This window comes from Citrobacter sp. Cpo012 (genome assembly GCF_030333015.1).
Taxonomy (GTDB): domain Bacteria; phylum Pseudomonadota; class Gammaproteobacteria; order Enterobacterales; family Enterobacteriaceae; genus Citrobacter; species Citrobacter portucalensis.
Genome location: NZ_JAOWGR010000041.1, coordinates 359,658 through 381,103, shown reverse-complemented (window position 1 = coordinate 381,103; position 21,446 = coordinate 359,658). Strand labels below are relative to the sequence as shown.

21 protein-coding genes are annotated in these 21,446 nt (G+C 53.6%); 14 read left to right on the top strand and 7 right to left on the bottom strand.

All coding sequences use genetic code 11. The annotated features are described in order from the left end of the window. Position 1: 1 nt before the first annotated feature. From ivbL to ilvN, 3 genes are all read left to right on the top strand, one after another. Entirely contained in the window at positions 2-100 is a 99-nt protein-coding gene (ivbL, locus tag OGX90_RS17960) for an ilvB operon leader peptide IvbL (protein WP_003827118.1), read from the top strand. 107 nt (positions 101-207) lie between these two features. Beyond that, entirely contained in the window at positions 208-1,896 is a 1,689-nt protein-coding gene (gene ilvB / locus OGX90_RS17955; protein WP_032945438.1) for an acetolactate synthase large subunit, read from the top strand. 3 nt (positions 1,897-1,899) lie between these two features. Continuing rightward, a complete protein-coding gene (gene ilvN, locus OGX90_RS17950) occupies positions 1,900-2,190 on the top strand; it encodes an acetolactate synthase small subunit (RefSeq protein WP_003023914.1) in 291 nt (96 codons plus the stop codon). A 1-nt stretch (position 2,191) separates the two neighbouring features. Here ilvN and OGX90_RS17945 read toward each other — a convergent pair whose 3' ends face one another. Beyond that, positions 2,192-2,977, bottom strand: a complete 786-nt coding sequence (locus OGX90_RS17945; protein WP_003827122.1) for a DeoR family transcriptional regulator — start codon at positions 2,975-2,977, stop codon at positions 2,192-2,194. 324 nt (positions 2,978-3,301) lie between these two features. Here OGX90_RS17945 and rbsK point away from each other — a divergent pair, with 324 nt between their 5' ends. The 7 genes from rbsK (at position 3,302) to uhpT (ending at position 11,709) form a co-directional block, all read left to right on the top strand. Further along, positions 3,302-4,222 (top strand): ribokinase, encoded by a 921-nt coding sequence (gene rbsK / locus OGX90_RS17940; RefSeq protein ID WP_003827124.1) that lies wholly within the window; start codon positions 3,302-3,304, stop codon positions 4,220-4,222. Between the two features lie 27 nt (positions 4,223-4,249). After that, positions 4,250-5,566, top strand: coding sequence for an L-fucose:H+ symporter permease (gene fucP, locus OGX90_RS17935; RefSeq protein WP_003827126.1), 1,317 nt, complete (start codon positions 4,250-4,252; stop codon positions 5,564-5,566). Between the two features lie 11 nt (positions 5,567-5,577). Further along, positions 5,578-6,591: an aldose 1-epimerase family protein gene (locus OGX90_RS17930; protein WP_286624420.1), complete on the top strand. Its 1,014-nt coding sequence runs from the start codon at positions 5,578-5,580 to the stop codon at positions 6,589-6,591. A 153-nt stretch (positions 6,592-6,744) separates the two neighbouring features. Next, positions 6,745-7,338 (top strand): response regulator transcription factor UhpA, encoded by a 594-nt coding sequence (gene uhpA / locus OGX90_RS17925; protein WP_003023923.1) that lies wholly within the window; start codon positions 6,745-6,747, stop codon positions 7,336-7,338. Continuing rightward, a complete protein-coding gene (uhpB, locus tag OGX90_RS17920) occupies positions 7,335-8,837 on the top strand; it encodes a signal transduction histidine-protein kinase/phosphatase UhpB (RefSeq protein WP_057066455.1) in 1,503 nt (500 codons plus the stop codon). Before uhpA ends, uhpB begins: the two co-directional genes overlap by 4 nt. A 9-nt stretch (positions 8,838-8,846) precedes the next feature. Beyond that, positions 8,847-10,175: an MFS transporter gene (locus tag OGX90_RS17915; RefSeq protein ID WP_267454386.1), complete on the top strand. Its 1,329-nt coding sequence runs from the start codon at positions 8,847-8,849 to the stop codon at positions 10,173-10,175. A gap of 142 nt (positions 10,176-10,317) precedes the next feature. Next, positions 10,318-11,709 (top strand): hexose-6-phosphate:phosphate antiporter UhpT, encoded by a 1,392-nt coding sequence (gene uhpT / locus OGX90_RS17910; RefSeq protein ID WP_008786520.1) that lies wholly within the window; start codon positions 10,318-10,320, stop codon positions 11,707-11,709. A gap of 47 nt (positions 11,710-11,756) precedes the next feature. Here uhpT and OGX90_RS17905 read toward each other — a convergent pair whose 3' ends face one another. Next, a complete protein-coding gene (locus OGX90_RS17905) occupies positions 11,757-12,662 on the bottom strand; it encodes a LysR family transcriptional regulator (RefSeq protein WP_286624418.1) in 906 nt (301 codons plus the stop codon). 105 nt (positions 12,663-12,767) lie between these two features. Between OGX90_RS17905 and OGX90_RS17900 the strand changes: the two genes are divergently transcribed. The 3 genes from OGX90_RS17900 to nepI all read left to right on the top strand — a co-directional run bounded on the left by OGX90_RS17900 (position 12,768) and on the right by nepI (position 15,179). After that, entirely contained in the window at positions 12,768-13,220 is a 453-nt protein-coding gene (locus tag OGX90_RS17900) for a DUF1198 family protein (RefSeq protein WP_003827141.1), read from the top strand. Between the two features lie 99 nt (positions 13,221-13,319). Beyond that, a complete protein-coding gene (locus tag OGX90_RS17895; protein ID WP_003827143.1) occupies positions 13,320-13,844 on the top strand; it encodes an SRPBCC domain-containing protein in 525 nt (174 codons plus the stop codon). 141 nt (positions 13,845-13,985) lie between these two features. Further along, on the top strand, positions 13,986-15,179 hold the full coding sequence (gene nepI / locus OGX90_RS17890; protein WP_008786516.1) for a purine ribonucleoside efflux pump NepI: 1,194 nt from the start codon (positions 13,986-13,988) through the stop codon (positions 15,177-15,179). A gap of 61 nt (positions 15,180-15,240) precedes the next feature. Here the strand turns inward: nepI and OGX90_RS17885 are convergent, their stop codons facing one another. From OGX90_RS17885 to OGX90_RS17865, 5 genes are all read right to left on the bottom strand, one after another. After that, positions 15,241-16,620: a carbohydrate porin gene (locus tag OGX90_RS17885; RefSeq protein WP_008786515.1), complete on the bottom strand. Its 1,380-nt coding sequence runs from the start codon at positions 16,618-16,620 to the stop codon at positions 15,241-15,243. A 205-nt stretch (positions 16,621-16,825) separates the two neighbouring features. Beyond that, positions 16,826-17,128, bottom strand: coding sequence for a PTS lactose/cellobiose transporter subunit IIA (locus tag OGX90_RS17880; RefSeq protein ID WP_008786514.1), 303 nt, complete (start codon positions 17,126-17,128; stop codon positions 16,826-16,828). A gap of 12 nt (positions 17,129-17,140) precedes the next feature. Further along, positions 17,141-18,523, bottom strand: a complete 1,383-nt coding sequence (gene gmuD, locus OGX90_RS17875; protein WP_286624416.1) for a 6-phospho-beta-glucosidase GmuD — start codon at positions 18,521-18,523, stop codon at positions 17,141-17,143. 20 nt (positions 18,524-18,543) lie between these two features. Beyond that, complete coding sequence (locus tag OGX90_RS17870) at positions 18,544-19,875, bottom strand: PTS cellobiose transporter subunit IIC (protein ID WP_008786512.1); 1,332 nt, start codon at positions 19,873-19,875, stop codon at positions 18,544-18,546. 12 nt (positions 19,876-19,887) lie between these two features. Continuing rightward, a complete protein-coding gene (locus tag OGX90_RS17865) occupies positions 19,888-20,202 on the bottom strand; it encodes a PTS sugar transporter subunit IIB (RefSeq protein WP_008786511.1) in 315 nt (104 codons plus the stop codon). Positions 20,203-20,494: 292 nt separating this feature from the next. On the opposite strand from OGX90_RS17865, the gene OGX90_RS17860 reads away from it, so the two are divergent. Beyond that, positions 20,495-21,442: a LacI family DNA-binding transcriptional regulator gene (locus OGX90_RS17860; RefSeq protein ID WP_286624414.1), complete on the top strand. Its 948-nt coding sequence runs from the start codon at positions 20,495-20,497 to the stop codon at positions 21,440-21,442. The last annotated feature ends 4 nt before the right edge of the window (positions 21,443-21,446 follow it).

Here is a 21,446-nt window from a genome sequence, read left to right as displayed (position 1 = left end):
AATGAACCCTTCCATGCTGACTGCGACCCTACTAAAAACTGCGCCATCTCGCGCAGCGGTCGTCGTGCGTGTGGTGGTGGTCGTCGGCAATGCGCCGTAGGGTCCGAATCAACACACGATTCCAAAACCCCGCCGGCGCAAACCGGGCGGGGTTTTTCGTTTCAGAGACCTGCCCGGAGCAAAGGCCCAGAATAAAAGGACTGGAGCATGGCAAGTTCGGGCATAACATCCAAGCGTACGCGTTTTACGGGCGCAGAATTCATCGTTCATTTCCTGGAACGCCAGGGGATTCAGGTTGTTACCGGTATTCCCGGCGGATCGATTCTTCCCGTCTATGACGCCTTAAGTCAAAGCACGCAAATCCGTCATATCCTGGCGCGCCACGAGCAAGGAGCAGGGTTTATCGCGCAGGGAATGGCGAGAACCGATGGCAAACCCGCCGTTTGTATGGCCTGCAGCGGACCGGGCGCAACCAATCTGGTGACCGCCATTGCCGATGCGCGTCTGGATTCCATCCCGCTGGTGTGTATCACCGGGCAGGTTCCGGCTTCAATGATCGGCACCGACGCCTTCCAGGAAGTCGACACCTACGGCATCTCTATCCCCATCACTAAGCACAACTATCTGGTCCGCCATATCAGTGAATTACCGCAGGTCATGAGCGATGCGTTCCGCATTGCGCAGTCCGGACGTCCAGGCCCGGTGTGGATAGACATTCCTAAGGATATTCAAACCGCCGTTTTTGACATTGAAGAGATGCCGGAGCCTGCACAGAAAATGGAGGCACCAGCGTTCAGCCAGGACAGCATTCGCGATGCCGCAGCCATGATTAACGCCGCACAGCGTCCGGTGCTGTACCTCGGCGGCGGCGTGATTAACGCACCTGAGCGCGTACGTGAACTGGCGGAAAAAGCGATGCTGCCCACCACTATGACCTTAATGGCGCTCGGTATGTTGCCGAAAGCGCATCCGCTGTCGTTAGGCATGCTGGGCATGCACGGCGCGCGTAGCACTAACTTTATTCTGCAAGAAGCGGATTTATTGATTGTTCTGGGCGCACGTTTTGATGACCGGGCGATTGGTAAAACGGAGCAGTTCTGCCCGAACGCCAAAATCATTCACGTGGATATCGACCGCGCGGAGCTGGGTAAAATCAAACAACCGCACGTGGCGATTCAGGCGGATGTCGATGAGGTTCTGGCACAATTGATCCCATTAATTGACGCGCAGCCGCGAGAGTCGTGGCATCAGACGGTGGCCGATTTACAACGTGAATTCCCTTGCACTATTCCGCAGGAAAGCGACCCGCTCAGCCACTATGGATTGATCAACGCCGTGGCTGCCTGCGTAGACGATAGCGCCATTATCACCACCGACGTAGGCCAGCATCAGATGTGGGCGGCACAAGCTTATCCGCTGAACCGTCCGCGTCAGTGGCTGACCTCCGGCGGTCTGGGAACTATGGGCTTTGGCCTGCCAGCGGCAATTGGTGCAGCGCTGGCCAATCCAGACAAGAAAGTGCTGTGCTTCTCCGGCGACGGCAGCCTGATGATGAATATTCAGGAAATGGCGACAGCCAGCGAAAATCAGCTGGATATTAAAATCATCCTGATGAATAACGAAGCGTTGGGTCTTGTATATCAGCAGCAGAGTCTGTTCTATAAGCAGGGTGTTTTTGCCGCGACCTATCCGGGGATGATTAACTTTATGCAGATAGCCGCCGGGTTTGGTCTCGAAACCTGCGATCTGAATAACGAAGCGGACCCACAGGCAGCGTTGCAGGAGATTATTAATCGCCCTGGGCCTGCGCTGATCCACGTGCGCATCGATGCCGAACAAAAAGTGTACCCGATGGTGCCGCCGGGTGCGGCAAACACAGAAATGGTGGGGGAATAAGCCATGCAACAGCAGACACATGACAACGTAATCCTGGAACTCACCGTACGCAACCATCCGGGCGTAATGACTCACGTTTGCGGGCTGTTCGCCCGCCGCGCGTTCAACGTAGAAGGCATTCTCTGTCTACCGATTCAGGACAGCGATAAGAGCCGCATCTGGCTACTGGTCAACGACGATCAACGTCTTGAGCAGATGATAAGCCAGATCGACAAGCTGGAAGATGTGGTGAAAGTGGCCCGCAACCAGTCCGATCCGTCGATGTTTAACAAAATTACCGTGTTCTTTGAGTGAGTTAGTCGCCGTCTGAATCCGGGGTGATCACTTTGACAGAGCCGTTCCGGCAGTGGGTTGCGTAATCTGCCGGTAACGGACGGTCGCTTATCAGTACGTCAAAGGTGGAGAGTGGACCAATGCTGGCGGGGGCGACCTCATCGAACAGGGCGTGGCGCGTCAGCAGAATTTTGCGTAATCCGCGTTCCATCGCTTTGCGTTTTGTGGCCAGATCGTCCGGATTGAACCAGCTAACGCCGAAATGCTCATGGACTCCGCTGGCGGAGATAAAGACTTTCCGTGGGTTGAGTGCATCCAGCGGGGAGGGATTGCTGGTGTCGTAAAAGGCGTCACTTTTCGCCCGGTAGGTCCCCCCGCAAAGAATCGCTGTGGCGTTGGGCTTTTCATTTAGCGCTACGAACACCCGGTGCGAGTAGCAAATCCCGGTAAAGGAAATATCGTCCGGGATCATGCTGACCACCAACGGCATTTCCGCACCATTATCAAAAAAGACCAGATCATTTTCACTCACCAGTCCCGCAGCCAGAATGGCAACCGGTAAATCGTCGCGGTGATACTGTTTTTGCGCGGGGAGTGGCGCGTTAACGATGGCAGCAGGTTTGTTCACCATCACAATGTAACCACCGAGCAGCGTGAGTGGTAACGGTTCGTCATCCTGACTGAGATCCCGACGAATAGTCATCACGGAAACTTCCAGCATTCGTGCCGCCTCTTTCAGATGGATTCGGTCGGTCTTCTTCAACAATTCCATCAGACGTCGAATACGTTCTTTTTGCTTAGTTTCCATGTGCTTCTCCACGAATCATGTTCCCATGTTCCTTCAGTAACATTTTTGTGTTTCTGAGAACATGACATTGCCGCATTACTATACGTCTGACTAACCGGAAATAAAAGCGTGTTTTTTCACGTTTTATTGATTATAACCAGTTAATTTTCAGTCAATTGTAAGCAACTTCATCATTTGTATTGTGATGTGGGTGTAACATTTAGTGCAATAAATAAACAATAAAATGATCTTCCAATCGCGATCCTAGTCACAAATGATACGAAAGTAACATGATAATGTTATTTTAATATCATTGTTGTGTGATTGTTTCTGAGAGGTAGTAAAATGGATATCGCGGTTATTGGCTCCAACATGGTGGATCTCATCACCTACATCAACCAGATGCCCAAAGAAGGGGAAACGCTGGAAGCACCGGCGTTCAAAATTGGCTGCGGGGGCAAAGGCGCAAATCAGGCCGTTGCGGCCGCTAAGCTCAATTCCAAAGTGCTGATGCTGACAAAAGTCGGTGATGATATTTTTGCGGATAACACTATTCGCAATCTCGAATCCTGGGGAATTAATACCACCTATGTCGAAAAGGTACCCTGCACCAGCAGCGGTGTCGCACCGATCTTTGTTAATGCGAACTCCAGCAACAGTATTCTGATTATTAAAGGAGCGAACAAATTTCTCTCCCCGGAAGATATCGATCGTGCGGCGGAAGATCTGAAAAAATGTCAGCTTATTGTCCTGCAACTGGAAGTGCAGCTGGAAACTGTTTATCACGCGATTGAATTTGGCAAAAAACACGGTATTGAAGTGTTACTAAATCCCGCCCCTGCATTACGGGAATTAGATATGTCTTATGCCTGTAAATGTGATTTTTTTGTGCCGAATGAAACCGAGTTGGAAATATTAACCGGTATGCCAGTGGATACTTATGACCATATTCGCGCAGCAGCACGTTCTCTGGTTGATAAAGGTCTGAACAATATTATCGTCACCATGGGTGAGAAAGGTGCGCTGTGGATGACGCGTGACCAGGAAGTCCATGTTCCAGCGTTTAAAGTGAACGCTGTCGATACCAGTGGTGCAGGCGACGCTTTCATCGGTTGTTTTGCTCACTATTACGTTCAAAGCGGTGATGTGGAAGCCGCCATGAAAAAAGCCGCTCTCTTCGCTGCTTTCAGCGTTACCGGGAAAGGCACTCAATCATCTTATCCAAGCATCGAACAATTTAATGAGTTTCTTACCTTAAACGAATAATACTCCTGCACTGTAAAAGGTAGCACTATGAACGATAAAAACATCATTCAGATGCCTGACGGCTATTTGAATAAGACCCCTCTGTTCCAGTTTATTTTGTTATCCTGTTTATTCCCGTTATGGGGATGCGCAGCCGCATTAAATGATATTCTGATTACGCAATTCAAAAGCGTATTTTCACTCAGCAACTTTGCCTCGGCATTAGTTCAGAGTGCCTTTTATGGCGGTTATTTTTTAATTGCGATTCCGGCATCTCTGGTGATTAAAAAGACCAGTTATAAAGTCGCCATCTTAATGGGGCTGACCCTTTATATCGTTGGGTGTACGCTCTTTTTCCCAGCATCGCACATGGCCACCTACACCATGTTCCTTGCGGCGATTTTCGCGATTGCGATTGGTCTGAGCTTTCTGGAAACAGCAGCCAACACCTACAGCTCAATGATCGGCCCAAAAGCGTATGCCACTTTACGCCTGAACATCAGTCAGACTTTTTATCCTATTGGTGCGGCTGCTGGCATTCTGCTGGGTAAATATCTGGTCTTCTCTGAAGGCGAAAGCCTGGAAAAACAGATGGCCGGGATGAACGCTGAGCAGATCCATAACTTTAAAGTGTTGATGCTGGAAAATACCCTTGAGCCATACAAGTACATGATTATGGTACTGGTTGTGGTGATGGTGTTATTCCTCCTGACTCGCTTCCCGACCTGTAAAGTCGCGCAAACCACGAGTCATAAACGCCCGTCAGCGATGGATACACTGCGTTATCTGGCCAGCAATGCCCGTTTCCGTCGTGGAATTGTGGCGCAATTTCTTTATGTGGGGATGCAGGTCGCGGTGTGGTCATTCACCATCCGTCTGGCACTGGAATTAGGTGATATCAACGAGCGCGACGCCTCAACCTTCATGGTCTATAGCTTCGCCTGCTTCTTTATCGGCAAGTTTATCGCCAACATTTTGATGACGCGCTTCAATCCGGAAAAAGTGCTGATTCTCTATTCCATTATTGGTGCGCTGTTCCTCGTCTATGTTGCACTGGCGCCAAGCTTCAGCGCTGTGTATGTCGCAGTGCTGGTGAGTGTCCTGTTTGGACCCTGCTGGGCGACAATCTATGCTGGTACGCTTGATACCGTGGATAACGAACATACCGAAATGGCAGGTGCTGTCATTGTCATGGCGATTGTCGGTGCGGCGGTGGTTCCTGCGATTCAGGGCTATGTGGCCGATATGTTCCATTCATTGCAACTCTCGTTCTTGGTTTCCATGCTCTGTTTCGTGTACGTCGGGATCTACTTCTGGCGTGAAAGCAAAGTGCGCAACAACCTGGCTGAAGCGACCGTTTCCTGAGGAGAGCGATCATGACAACACGTATAACGCTGTGGCGAGAACTCTTTGCAGAGCATCCGCGAATCTTACTGAAGAATAACGACTTTACGGTTACCGCATTTCGTTACGCCAGCGGAGTGGAAGGGCTGAAGGTAGAAAACAGTCGTGGACATCTGGTTATTCTGCCCTGGATGGGGCAGATGATCTGGGATGCTCAGATTGATGGCCATGACCTGACCATGCGCAACATGTTCAGTCAGCCGAAACCGGCGGCGGAAGTGGTGGCGACCTACGGCTGTTTTGCCTTCCACTCAGGTCTGTTGGCAAATGGCTGCCCATCACCAGAGGATTCACATCCTTTGCACGGTGAAATGGCTTGTGCCGCGATGGATGAAGCCTGGCTGGAGCTGGAGGGTGAGAATTTGCGCGTGGCTGGACGCTATGAGTATGTGATGGGGTTCGGTCATCATTATCAGGCGCATCCTGCGGTGGTAATGCACAAAGCGAGCGCGCTGTTTGATATTCAGATGGCGGTTACCAACCTCGCCTCAGTGGCAATGCCGTTGCAGTACATGTGCCATATGAACTATGCCTACGTACCGGAAGCTACCTTCAGCCAGAATATTCCGGATGAGGCCATGAAGCTGCGTGAGTCGATACCCGCGCATGTTAAGCCGACTGAGCAGTGGCTGGCGTTTAATCAGCGGATTGTTCAGGGCGAGGCTTCTCTGGCGCGGCTCAATGAACCGCATTTTTACGATCCGGAAATTGTCTTCTTTGCTGACCAACTGGACAGGTACACAGATAAGCCAGAATTTAGCATGATCGCGCCTGATGGCACCACGTTCGTTACGCGTTTCTCCAGCACGGAGCTGAATTATGTGACGCGTTGGATCCTCTATAACGGCGATCAGCAGGTTGCGGCATTCGCCTTGCCTGCAACCTGTCGACCTGAAGGATTCCTGGCAGCACAACGCAATGGCACCTTGATTGAAATAGAACCGCAGCACACCCGGACATTTACAGTCACAACTGGCATAGCCTGATCGCTCAAGGCTTGAACACCAAAGCACTTATCGTTAAGGTAAGCGCTTTTGCTGGGTGGCGGCATTAATGCCTTATCCGGCCTACAACGGCACCCGCCCGTAGGCCTGATAAGCGTAGCGCCATCAGGCATGCCTTAGCGCCAGGATGAACCCATGATTACCGTTGCCCTTATTGACGACCACCTCATCGTCCGCTCCGGCTTTGCCCAACTGCTGGGGCTGGAACCTGATTTGCAGGTGGTCGCTGAGTTTGGCTCAGGTAGTGAGGCGCTGGCGGGATTACCGGGACGCGGCGTGCAGGTGTGTATCTGCGACATCTCGATGCCTGATATCTCCGGTCTTGAACTGTTAAGCCAGTTGCCAAAAGGAATGGCGATTATCATGCTCTCTGTCCACGACAGCCCGGCGCTGGTGGAGCAGGCGCTCAACGCGGGCGCGCGTGGTTTCCTTTCTAAACGTTGTAGCCCGGATGAGCTGATCGCGGCGGTGCATACCGTAGCGACTGGCGGCTGTTACCTGACGCCGGACATCGCCGTCAAACTGGCGGCTGGTCGTCAGGATCCTCTCACCAAACGTGAACGTCAGGTAGCGGAAAAACTGGCGCAAGGTATGGCGGTCAAAGAGATTGCCGCTGAACTGGGTCTGTCGCCGAAAACGGTGCACGTGCATCGCGCTAACTTGATGGAAAAGCTGGGGGTCAGCAACGACGTCGAACTGGCCCGCCGGATGTTTGACGGCTGGCAATGAACACGCTCTGTTCCCGGTTAATCACCGTTGTTGCCTGCTTTTTTATCTTCTCCGCCGCGTGGTTTTGCTTGTGGAGCATCAGCCTGCATCTGGTTGAGCGCCCGGAGCTGGCGGTACTGCTGTTTCCGTTTGGCCTGCGTCTGGGGTTGATGCTGCAATGTCCGCGCGGCTACTGGCCGGTGCTGCTGGGTGCGGAATGGCTGCTTCTTTTCTGGCTGGCGCAGGAAGTGGCGCTGGCCCATTTACCACTTTTGATGATCGGCAGCTTCCTCACGTTACTCCCGGTGATGTTGATTTCGCGATACCGCCATCAGCGCGACTGGCGCACGCTGTTGTTGCAGGGCGCGGCGCTCACGGCGGCGGCGTTGCTGCAATCGCTGCCCTGGCTTGGGCAAGGTGAAGAGGCGTGGAACGCGCTGCTGCTGACGCTCACCGGCGGATTAACGCTGGCGCCGATCTGCCTGGTGTTCTGGCACTATCTGACCAGCACGACCTGGCTGCCGCTGGGCCCGGCGGTGGTGTCGCAGCCGGTGAACTGGCGCGGGCGGCATCTGGTCTGGTACCTGCTGCTGTTTAGCGTCAGCCTGTGGCTACAGCTCGGTTTACCCGCCGAGCTTTCGCGCTTCACGCCGTTTTGCCTCGCGTTGCCGATCATTGCGCTGGCCTGGCACTACGGCTGGCAGGGGGCGCTGATTGCGACGCTGATGAACGCCATCGCGCTGATTGCCAGCCAGACCTGGCACGATCATCCCGTCGACCTGTTGCTCTCGCTGCTGGTGCAAAGCCTGACCGGGCTGCTGCTCGGCGCGGGTATTCAGCGTCTGCGCGAACTTAACCAGTCGCTGCAAAATGAATTAGCACGTAACCATCGTCTGGCGGAACGCCTGCTGGAAACCGAAGAGAGCGTGCGCCGGGATGTGGCGCGCGAACTGCACGATGATATAGGCCAGACCATCACCGCCATTCGCACCCAGGCGGGTATTGTTCAGCGGCTGGCGCCGGAAAACGCAGGGGTGAAGCGCAGCGGGGCGCACATCGAACAACTTTCTCTCGGCGTGTACGATTCGGTGCGTCGCCTGTTAGGCCGTCTGCGACCACGCCAGCTGGACGATCTTACGCTGGAGCAGGCCATCCGCTCACTGATGCGCGAAATGGAGCTGGAAAGTCGCGGTATCGTCAGCCATCTCGACTGGCGAATTGATGAATCTGCACTTAGCGAAAGCCAGCGGGTGACGCTGTTTCGCGTCTGTCAGGAAGGGCTGAACAACATCGTTAAGCACGCCAACGCCAGCGCGGTGACGCTTCAGGGCTGGCAACAGGATGAACGGCTAATGCTGGTGATTGAGGACGACGGCAGCGGCCTGCCGCCTGGGTCGAATCAACAGGGATTTGGCCTCACTGGGATGCGTGAACGGATTAGCGCCCTCGGCGGATCGCTCTCGATTTCCTGTACGCATGGCACGCGGGTCAGCGTGTCGTTACCCCAGCGATATGTGTAAGGCGCGGTCATGTTTTCGTTTTTAAAAGCTCCGGCCAGTGCGCCGCTCATTACTGATAAGCGTGAAGTGGATGCCCTCTACCGCTACTGGCGGCGGCATATCCTGACCACCATCTGGCTCGGCTACGCGCTGTTCTATTTCACACGCAAGAGCTTCAATGCCGCCGTACCGGATATCCTCACCAGCGGCGTGCTGACTCGCAGCGACATTGGGCTGCTGGCGACGCTGTTTTACATCACCTACGGCCTGTCGAAGTTTGTTTCCGGTATCGTCAGCGACCGATCCAACGCTCGCTATTTTATGGGCATCGGACTGATTGCCACCGGCGTGGTAAACATTCTGTTTGGATTCTCCACCTCGCTATGGGCCTTTGCGGTGCTGTGGGCGCTGAACGCCTTTTTCCAGGGCTGGGGATCGCCGGTCTGCGCGCGTTTATTGACCGCGTGGTATTCGCGTACTGAACGCGGCGGCTGGTGGGCGCTGTGGAACACCGCGCACAACGTCGGCGGGGCGCTGATCCCTATCGTGATGGCGGCGACAGCGCTGCACTACGGCTGGCGCGCCGGGATGATGATCGCCGGGCTGCTGGCGATTGTGGTGGGGGTTTTTCTCTGCTGGCGGCTGCGCGACAGGCCGCAGGCGATTGGTCTGCCGCCAATTGGCGACTGGCGGCATGATGAACTGGAAATTGCCCAACAGCAGGAAGGTGCTGGGCTAAGCCGCAAAGAGATCCTCACCCGTTATGTGCTACTGAATCCTTATATCTGGCTGCTGTCACTGTGTTATGTGCTGGTGTACGTGGTCCGTGCCGCGATTAACGACTGGGGCAATCTGTACATGTCGGAGACGCTCGGCGTTGATTTGGTCACTGCCAATACCGCCGTGACCATGTTCGAACTGGGCGGCTTCATCGGCGCGTTGGTCGCGGGCTGGGGCTCGGACAAGCTGTTTAACGGCAACCGCGGTCCAATGAACCTGATTTTCGCCGCCGGAATTTTGCTCTCCGTTGGCTCGCTGTGGCTAATGCCGTTCGCCAGCTATGTGATGCAGGCCGCGTGCTTCTTCACCACCGGATTCTTCGTCTTCGGCCCGCAGATGCTGATCGGCATGGCGGCGGCGGAGTGTTCGCACAAAGAGGCGGCGGGCGCGGCAACCGGATTTGTCGGGCTGTTTGCTTATCTGGGGGCATCGCTCTCCGGCTGGCCGCTGGCGAAGGTGATGGAGGTCTGGCACTGGACCGGATTCTTTGTGGTGATCGCTATTGCGGCGGGAATTTCCGCGCTGCTGCTGCTGCCGTTTTTAAACGCCCAGGCTCCGCGCGAACTCAACGAAGCGTGATGCACCTCACCTTTTTGCCCCGAGTGGAGCAAAACTAAGAAATTTTCCCGGTTTCACCTGGACGCTGTCTCAGGCGCGTCTTCCGGCTGATTTTTACAATGCCTGCTATTCGCAGGTATAAAAATTAGCTCGGGAGTGTCAAATGCTGGCCTTTCTAAACCAGGTGCGCAAGCCGACCCTGGATCTGCCGCTCGATGTGCGGCGCAAAATGTGGTTCAAACCATTCATGCAGTCCTATCTGGTGGTCTTTATCGGCTACCTGACCATGTACCTGATCCGCAAAAACTTCAACATCGCGCAGAACGACATGATCTCCACCTACGGGCTGAGCATGACGCAGCTGGGGATGATTGGCCTGGGCTTCTCCATCACCTACGGCGTGGGTAAAACGCTGGTTTCCTACTACGCGGACGGCAAAAACACCAAGCAGTTTCTGCCGTTTATGCTGATCCTCTCCGCCATCTGTATGCTCGGCTTCAGCGCCAGCATGGGCGCGGGTTCAACCAGCCTGTTTTTGATGATCGCTTTCTACGCGCTGAGCGGTTTCTTCCAGAGTACTGGCGGCTCATGTAGCTATTCCACCATTACTAAATGGACGCCGCGTCGCAAGCGGGGTTCCTACCTCGGCATGTGGAATATCTCCCACAACCTCGGCGGTGCGGGTGCGGCGGGCGTGGCGCTGTTTGGCGCTAACTATCTGTTCGACGGTCACGTCATCGGTATGTTTATCTTCCCGTCGATTATTGCTTTGATTGTTGGCTTTATCGGCCTGCGCTACGGCAGCGACTCCCCGGAATCTTATGGCCTCGGTAAAGCCGAAGAGCTGTTCGGTGAGGAGATCAGCGAAGAAGACAAAGAAACCGAAGAAAACGAGATGACCAAATGGCAGATCTTTGTTGAGTACGTGCTGAAAAACAAAGTGATCTGGCTGTTATGTTTCTCGAACATTTTCCTGTACGTAGTGCGTATCGGTATCGACCAGTGGTCCACCGTCTACGCTTTCCAGGAGCTGAAGCTCTCCAAAGAAGTGGCGATTCAGGGCTTTACCCTGTTTGAAGTGGGCGCGCTGGTTGGCACGCTGATGTGGGGTTGGCTCTCCGACCTGGCTAACGGTCGTCGTGCGCTGGTGGCCTGTGTAGCGCTGGCGTTGATTATCGCCACCCTGGGCGTTTATCAGCACGCCAGCAACCAGTACGTTTATCTGACTTCGCTGTTTGCGCTGGGCTTCCTGGTGTTTGGTCCACAGCTGTTAATTGGCGTTGCGGCAGTCGGATTTGTGCCGAAAAAAGCGATCGGCGCAGCCGATGGGATTAAAGGCACTTTCGCTTATCTGATTGGTGACAGCTTCGCCAAGCTCGGTTTGGGGATGATTGCCGACGGCACGCCGATTTTCGGGCTGACCGGCTGGGCAGGCACTTTCGCCGCGCTGGATGCTGCCGCTATCGGTTGTATCTGTTTGATGGCCATCGTGGCTGTGTTTGAAGAACGTAAAATTCGCCGCGAGAAAAAGATTCAACAATTGAAAGTAGCTTAAGTTAAGTGTGCATTGGTAACTTTTTCCCGCCTTAATGGCGGGCTTTTTTATGCTCTCAACTGGCTGGTTTCATGTACCAGATTGCGCAGCCACTGATGAGCGGCATCGCGGTGCGTGCGTTCATGCCAGGCCATGCTTTTTGTAAAACCGGTTATGGGCAGCGGGGGCGGTAAAACGTGCATACGGGTGTCGTCATACGCCAGACGGGCAGGAACAACGGCAATCATATCGCTGATGGCGAGGATGTCCGGCAAAACCAGGAAGCTGCTAACCGACAAACCAATCTGCCGTTGGCGTCCGACGCTTGCCAGTGCCTCATCGGTGACGCCCCAGAAACTTTCACCCTCATAAGAAACCAGCACATGCTCCAGCGCGCAGAAGCGATCGAGCGTCAGCGGTTGCCCCGCATCAGGATGCGCATGACGCATGAGACAAACGTACTCTTCATCATATAACGCCCGGCTATGCAGGTTGTTGGGCGTGGAATCCGGCGTCAGCAATGCCAGGTCGATTTTCCCCTGCTCAAACTGTGTGGTGAGCAGCACTGGCTCAACCGGGATCACTCGTACACGAATGCCCGGTGCGCGCACGCGAAGCGCGGCAATAAATGGCACGATAACCGCTTTGAGCGCGTAATCCGTAGCGGCGACGGTAAAGGTGAGCGCTGCGGTGAGCGGGTCAAACTGTGTCGGTTTAAGCAGGATATCGATGTCGCTGAGGATCTGTTTGACCGGGGCGGCCAACTGTTGGGCACGCAGCGTCGGAACAATGCCATGCGGTGTGCGACTAAACAGCGGATCGTCAAAATAGTCGCGCAGGCGGTTGAGCATACCGCTTACCGCAGGCTGGGTGAGCGACAGCCGCTGCGCCGCCCGGGTTACGCTGCGTTCATCCAGCAGGGCATCCAGCGTTTTTAACAGATTGAGATCGAGCGTTCTGATATCAGATTTCATGATGTCTGCCTGCGAGTTCGATAAGTCACATTATGACACGTTCAGTCGTCGACAGAGGTGAATTTGCCGCTATGATGGGCGTCCTGTCTGGTAATGGATGTGCGCATGATTTGGATAATGCTGGCCACGCTGGTGGTTGTTTTTGTGGTGGGATTTCGGGTGCTAACGTCCGGGTCGCGGCGGGCAATTCGCCGTCTGAGCGAGCGGCTGAACATTGATGTCGTGCCGGTAGAATCGATGATCGATCAGATGGGAAAAGTACAGGGTGAGGCTTTTTTACAGTACCTCCATCGTCCTGATGAATCGCATCTACAAAATGCTGCCCAGGTGCTGTTGATCTGGCAAATCGTTATTGTCGACGGCAGTGAGCAGAACTTGTTGCAATGGCACCGCTGGCTGCAAAAAGCCCGGCTGGCTGCACCGATTACCGACGCGCAGGTGCGTCTGGCGCTCGGTTTTCTGCGCGAGATGGAGCCGGATATGCAGGAGCTTAATGCGTTCCAGATGCGCTATAACGCCTTTTTCCAGCCCGAGGATGGCGTGCACTGGCTGCACTGATATCAAAATTTATGATGACGACTATTTTGAACCGTCATTATCTTTATATCTTACGCGAAAGCATGATGTACCTCGTTAACTCACACGACGAGGTACATCATGAATCAAGCGACTCAACAACGTGCAATTATCTGGCCTGCAGCGTATCTGCCGGGGACGACTGATAACTTTGCTTCAAATGAAATTATCGTTGCCGGACTGAGCGCCCGTGCCGTCTGGGCACAGCTTAATGACACAACGCGCTGGCCGACGTATTACAGCAACGTGGCGGATATCCGTTTTCACGACGGTTCCGGTCCATTGTTAAGCATGGATGCCCGTTTTCGTTTTACGACTTTTGGTTTCCCCATCGAAGCGCAAATCACCGAGTATGTGCCGCCGGTTGACGGCCAGGCCGCGCGTGTTGCCTGGCATGGCTGGGCGGAAGGCGATGCCACTACACGTCTGGATGTGATCCACGCCTGGCTCTTTGAGGATTTACCCGGCGGGCGCGTACGTATTCTGACCCAGGAATCACAAATTGGCGTTCCGGCACAAGAACTGGCACGTACGCTGCCCAATCCGATGATCAACGGTCACCAGGAGTGGATAACCGGCCTGGCCCGGGCTGCGCGTGACGCTTAATTGAGCCAGAAAGGGCTCTCTGTCCTGGACCGGATAAGGCGCAGCCGATCTCTGGTGAATAGTTGTCAAAACGTTAATTACGTCACAAATTTAATGTTACACTGCGTAACTTTTCTACAATAACCCCACGCAGGTAACAAAATGAGTGAAGCTGTTGAACAAAAATCCCGCGCTGAGGCAAATTCCCGACCTAACTGGTCGGCGGTATTTGCCGTGGCGTTCTGCGTTGCCTGCCTGATAACCGTTGAATTTCTCCCCGTTAGCCTGTTAACGCCGATGGCGCAGGATTTGGGGATTTCTGAAGGCGTGGCCGGGCAATCGGTGACCGTGACGGCATTTGTCGCCATGTTCGCCAGCCTGTTTGTGACGCAAATTATTCAGGCGACCGATCGTCGCTATGTGGTGATTCTGTTTTCGGTGCTACTGACGCTCTCCTGTCTGCTGGTTTCCTTTGCCAATTCTTTTTCGCTGCTGCTCGTTGGCCGCGCCTGCCTCGGTCTGGCGCTTGGCGGCTTCTGGGCGATGTCGGCGTCGCTGACCATGCGTCTGGTTCCTGCACGTACGGTGCCGAAAGCGCTGTCGGTTATTTTTGGCGCGGTCTCCATCGCGCTGGTAATTGCCGCGCCGCTGGGGAGCTTTTTGGGCGGCATTATCGGCTGGCGTAACGTGTTTAATGCGGCGGCGGTAATGGGCGTGCTGTGCACGATTTGGGTGGTGAGAGCGTTGCCTTCGCTGCCAGGTGAACCTTCGCATCAGAAACAAAACATGTTCAGCCTGTTGCAGCGTCCAGGGGTGATGGCCGGGATGATTGCCATCTTCATGTCCTTTGCTGGTCAGTTCGCCTTCTTTACCTATATTCGCCCGATCTATATGAATCTGGCGGGCTTTGACGTTGATGGCCTGACGCTGGTGCTGCTGAGCTTCGGTATTGCCAGTTTCGTTGGTACGTCGTTCTCGTCGATGATTTTGAAGCGTTCGGTCAAACTGGCGTTAGCCGGTGCGCCACTGGTGCTGGCGCTCAGTGCGCTGGTCCTGATCCTGTGGGGCAGCGACAAAGTGGTCGCGGCGGGTATTGCGATTATTTGGGGGCTGTTGTTTGCGCTGGTACCGGTCGGCTGGTCGACGTGGATCACCCGTTCGCTTGCCGATCAGGCAGAAAAAGCCGGATCCGTCCAGGTCGCCGTGATCCAGCTTGCCAATACCTGCGGGGCAGCGGTGGGAGGCTATGCGCTCGATACCCTCGGACTGCTGTCGCCCCTGATGCTTTCCGGCAGCCTGATGCTGCTGACGGCGCTTTTGGTGGCAGCGAAAGTTCGCATAAAAGGTATGCAATAATCTCGGTGTTGTTCGCCGGATAAGGCGTTCTCGCCGTATCCGGCACTTCACGACTCACTAATCAGAACCATGCTTCCCACATGGCACCAAGGTTAAAGTCGTCCAGCGTTTCATCCTGCGTGCCGTTGACCCGCGCGGTGCGATCGTTATCCACCTTGCCGCCGGTGACGTAGAAGCGCAGCATCGGGCGGAACTCCGGTCCCATGGCGATCGACATGTTCTGCGACAGCGTCAGTTTCCAGCCGTGGTTATCCCCGCCGTTGTCGTAATCTACGCGCTGATAGCCCGCTTCCAGCCAGGTGGAGTGAACGTCGTTCCAGAAGTACATTGGACGCACAATCGCGCCGTAGTTCTTACGGTTATCGCTCTTATCGGTGCTGTTGTCGTAATCATGGAACGCTAACAGGTATTCCACCTGCGCCTGGCGGGTAAACTTATGACTTCCCTCGAAGCTGGCGTAAACCGTAGTCAGGTCGTCGGTTTTGTTATAGACGCTGTTGTCGGAGTTATCAGAATAACGGGCAATCACTTTATTCACGCCGCTGTCGTTGGTGTGGCTCAGCACGAATGCGCCCTGCCAGGCTTTCAGGCGGTCATCGCTCTCGACGGCTTTGGAGTCAAAACCGTAGTTGGCGTAGATCTCCAGATCCAGCGGGCCCACTTTCATATTGTGAATTTTTGACGTCACAGCGTAGTTGCCTTTATCGCCGGTACCGGAACCGCCGGTACAGGTAATACGCGATGGGTTGGCTTCGTCTTCCATCACTTCCGGGCTGCACGATTCAACTGCGGCAACGGTGGCGACATCAAACTGTACGCCGCCGATGTCGAAGTTCTTCACCCCGGCGCCCTGGCCGTCGTGGTTCATCCAGAAGTAGTCGTTGATACCCTGTTGCGGACGCTGGTGGAAGTCGCGGCCTGCCCAGATATAGGCGTTGGGATTGGATTCCAGTACGTTGGTGACGCCCGCGTAGGCTTTTTTCAGGTTAACTTCGTCGCCCCAGTGGTCGATCATCACGTTGATGTCCCAGATGGCGCCGTTATCGCTTTTGAACGCTTTTGAGAGCTGGAACTCGCCGCCGTTGCCTTCGTTACCCAGGCGACCGATAGCGGAAGCACCGTTGTAGGAGCCATCAACGCCAACGTATTTCTGATCGCCGCTCTGGAAATGCGCGCCGTAACGCGCATAGCCGCTGAATTTCACACCGAACGGAATAGCCATATCCGGCGATTGCGCCGCACTTTGCGGCTCGTTAATGACATCGGTTTTTTTCGCCACGGCGGCGTCCATTTTTGCCTGACGCTCAGCCAGCGCTTTATCGACGGCTTTGGCAACGATGGCATCGATTTGTTCTTGTGTGAATTCCTGTGCGAGGACAGAAATTGGGCACAGCGCGGCGACGACCGCCAGCGTGACTGGAAGTTTTTTTATCATGTTCATGGTTATCTCATCGACACTTTACCCTTCAGTTTGCGTAGAGCATTCTGAATAAGTGTGTGCATTAATTTATTTTAAGATAATAACCATCCCGTCTCGGTTTAATTTGCTATCACCAAAACAAGTTGATTTGTCTATTTAATAACGGGTACAGGGCTGCTTTATTTAATCGTAATGCTTTCTCCGTTGTTGAATGTTTAATTAACGATTAACGCTGATACAGATGAATAATTTCTTCTGACAGTTCGCGGGCTAATAACGACGTCATTAAGTGATCCTGCGCATGCACCATAATTAATGTCATTGGTTGCCGGGCTTCCCCGGCGTCCTGTTCGATCAATTTGGTTTGCATGTGATGAGCCTGACGGGCGTAACCGTCAGCCTCACGAAGCAGGCTTTTTGCCTCGTCAATATTGCCGGCGCGCGCGGCATGCAGCGCTTCAAAGCACAGACTGCGGGATTGCCCGGCATTGACGATGATTTCCATTACTGCTTCTTCTAATGCAATCATGTTGTTCTCTTCCTAATCGAATCCGTTATTTTCGGCGGTCTGGGCAAACCATTCGCCGCTTTTTTTCACCGTACGTTTTTGCGTTGCTAAATCTAACTGAACAAAACCGTAACGGTTTTTATAGCCGTTAAGCCATGACCAGTTATCAATAAAGGTCCACATATGGTAGCCAAGACAATTACAGCCTTCGCTAATTCCTTTATGTAGCCATTTAAGATGCTCAGAGACAAATTCAATACGGTAGCTGTCGTTGATTTGCTCTTGCTGAATAAAACGCTGCTCATTCTCGACACCCATACCGTTTTCAGAAATAAAACAGCGCGGGTTGCCATAATTATCACGCAGATTGGTAATAATATCGTAAATACCCGGCTCATAAATTTCCCAGCCACGATAAGGGTTCATTTTCCGACCCGGCATTTCGTAATAATCAAACAGCCACTCCGGCATAAACGGTGCATCCGGGTTGACGGCGCTATCACGACATTTCACGCGACGCGGCTGATAGTAGTTGATGCCGAGCAGGTCGATTTTGCCCTCGGCGATTAACTGGCTGTCGCCTGGCTGGCATGTTGGTAACTGATCGTACTCCTTCAGCAGCTCAACCAGATCCGCCGGATATTCACCCTTCAGCACCGGGTCGAGGAAGCTGCGGTTAAACAGCAGATCCGCATAGTGTGCGGCTTTCACATCCGCCGGATTTTGTGAACGCGGGTAGGAAGGCGTTAAATTCAGCACCACGCCGATTTCACCATCATGATTTGCGGCACGATATGCCCGAACCGCCGTCGAATGCGCCAGTACGGTGTGATACGCCACGGTGGCTGCACGTTTGAAATCCACCACATTAGGGTAATGGAAGTCATACAGATAGCCGCCTTCAACCGGGACAATTGGCTCGTTAAAGGTAAACCAGTGCTTAACCCGGTTGCCGAACAATGTAAAACACGTTTGTGCATAGCGGCCAAACGCCTCGACCACTTCACGGTTTTCCCAGCCACCTTTCTCCTGCATCACCATCGGCATGTCGAAATGGAACAGGGTGATAAATGGCGTAATGCCTTGTGCCAGCAGCTCGTCGATGACGTTGTTATAGAACTCGACGGCTTCAGGATTAACCTCGCCGGTACCGTCCGGAATCAGGCGCGACCAGCTCAGAGACGTACGGAAGCTGTTATGCTTCAGCTGTTTGAGCAGTGCGATGTCCTGTTTCCAGTACTGATAAAAGGTCGAGGTAGTTGCCGGGCCAACTCCCTGATGGAAACGACCTGGCTGACGGTCGAACCACACGTCCCACGTGGTCTGGCTTTTGCCGCCGTTCAGGCTATCCCCTTCGGTTTGCAGCGCTGAGCAGGCACTGCCCCACCAGAAGTTTTCAGGAAAACGGTATCTCATTGTTCTGACTCCTTGATTCATTATGAGTTGCTACGGGCAGCGTTCGCCACGGAGACGGCATCCTGTGCTTTTTGCTCTTCGGTTTTCAGCAAAGAACGTTCGTAAGCACGCAGGAATGGAAGGTACATCAGCGCTGACATCGCCATACAGATAAAGCACATCACCACCGGACTTAATGCCCAGTTTGCGGCCCAGGAAGCACCGATTGGCGCAGGCGTAGTCCACGGCGTCAGTGAAACAACCTGTGCCAGCCAGCCGAGTTTGGTGGCGCTATAGGCCAGCACGGCGTTAACCAGCGGGACGCAGACAAACGGGATGAACAACATCGGGTTCATGATGATTGGCGCACCAAACAGAATAGGCTCATTGATATTAAAGAAACTAGGCACAATTCCCATTTTGCCGATAGTACGCAGATGCGCGACGCGACTGCGCAGCAGCAGGAATGCCAGCGGTAAAGTTGAACCGACGCCGCCAATCAGCAGGTAGTGATCCCAGAAACCTTGCAGATAGACATGGGGCAGCGCAGCGCCCGCTGCCAGAGCGGCCTGGTTAGCAGACAGGTTCGCCATCCAGAATGGGTTCATGATGCCGGTTACGATCAATGAGCCGTGAATGCCGGCAAACCAGAAAATCTGGCACAACAGCACAGAAAGCAGAATAGCGGGCAGTGAGTCAGAAGCGGAAACCAGCGGCTCCAGCAGGTGCATAATCGCCTGCGGGATGATCATCCCGGTTTGTGCTTCGATAAACAGGTTCAGCGGATGCAGGGTCGCAATCACCACCAGTACCGGAATGAGGATCTCGAATGAACGCGCGACGCCGGTCGGGACTTCCTTCGGCAGGCGGATTGTCACGTTATTCTGCTTCAGCCATGCATATATACGGGTGGAGTAAATGGCGGTGATGAGGGCGGTAAAGATACCCTGACCGGAAAGATACTGCGTCGAGATTTTACCGTCGGCATAGGGCGCAGCAACCAGTAAAAACGCCATAAAGGCCAGCAGGCCAGACATCACCGGATCGAGGTTAAACTGACGGCCCAGGCTGGCACCAATGCCCACGGAGATAAAGAACGTCATAACACCCATGCTGAGGTTAAACGGCAGCATCAGCTGTTCACGATAAGTTGCCGAGAAATCGAGCCAGCCCCGGGCAAAGCTGTTGGTAGTATCGGCAGAGAACGGCGGAAAAATAAACACCAGCATGAAGGAGCCGATGATCATAAACGGCAGCGCCGCCGTAAAACCGTCACGAATTGCAATCACATACTTCTGCTGCCCTAACTTGCCAGCGAGCGGGGTGATGGATTGTTCAATGACGGCAACCATTGACTGATATAACGAACTCATAATGACACCTTTCTAGTGTGTCGCTTCAATCAGCGACAGAGCATAATCCAGCACTTTGTCACCGCGTTGCATACCGTAATCCATCATATCTATGGCTTTTACGGGTATACCCTGGGTGGCAGCCTTTTCGGAGAGCGTATTAAGCATGTACTTTACCTGGGGGCCGAGTAGCACCACCTGGTAATTTGGAAACTGAATGTCAAATTCGGAAACGCCGTAGGCCTCAATCTTCACAGGCAATCCGCGAGACTCTGCCTCTTCAACCATTTTGCGAACCAGCAAGCTGGTGGACATCCCTGCCGAACAACACAACATAATCCTGAACATAGTGAACCATCCTTTAAATGTAAAAACTTATTGCGAGTCTGATTTGATATCATACGGAAACCGGTTTCCATCCATGGAAAACAGAACTGTGACAGCCATCAAGATCTTATTCTTATAAGGCTAATTATTTGGATTTAGCTCACGAAATTAGCTGTGAAGATCTCTTTTTGAGTCCAAATGGAAAATCGGTTTCCATGAAAAACGGAAACAGCTATACTGCGGATGGCGATTATTTGAGCCAATGTTAAATTCAGGATGGAAAGGGCCAGGCGGGTCCTGTCAGGGGAGAATGATGTCTACTATCAACGATGTATCGCGTTTGGCTGGCGTGTCAAAAGCCACTGTGTCACGCGTGTTGAGCGGATCGCGTGGCGTAAAAGAGGCCAGCCGCCTCGCCGTGTTGAAAGCGGTGGATGAACTCAATTATCGTCCGAACGTGATTGCGCAGTCGCTACTCAGCCAGTCTACGGGCTGTATCGGCGTGATATGCGCGCAGGACAACATTAATCAGACCACGGGTTATCTCTACGCGCTGGAAAAGCATCTTAGCCAGCATCAAAAGCACCTGCTGCTGCGTTTTGCCAATACCAAAGCGGAAGTCATGGGCGCTCTTGATGAATTAAGCTGCGGCTTGTGCGATGACGTCCTGATTATTGGCGCGCGTTTTCCGCTGAACATCAATCAGGAGAATGTCATTCTGGTGGATTGTCTGGATTCCGGCGATGACGTCAACAGCATCCAGTTCGATCATGAGTTCGCTACCGAAACCGCCTGTAACTACCTGATAAGTCAGAACCGACGCCAGATTGCTTTAATTCATCCGGACGGGATGGGTTTCTCCGATCAGGTGCTGTTGGGCTATAAACACGCGCTGGAAAAAAACTTCCTGCCGTTTAACCGTAACCTGGTATTTATGGCTGCAACGTCATCGTCAGTGGCCTTGCAGGAGCTGCTGAACAACGCGTCAACGCTGAATTTTAACGCGCTGCTGGTGGCGGATGAACAGCAGGCACAGCGGGTGATCCCGCAGTTGCAGGCGTTTAATAAATCAGTACCGCAAGATATTATGGTCTTTAGCCTGGCCGGTTCGCTGCATCTGCCGGGAATCCCTACGATCCCGGCGATTGAATATTCTATGGACGCCATGGCGGCGCGGATCGTCAGTTGGCTTAACGAGAAAACCCAGAGCGTGCTGGGGTCGTACGTGCTGCGCGGCGACTTAATTATTCCTCAGCGTTAACGCT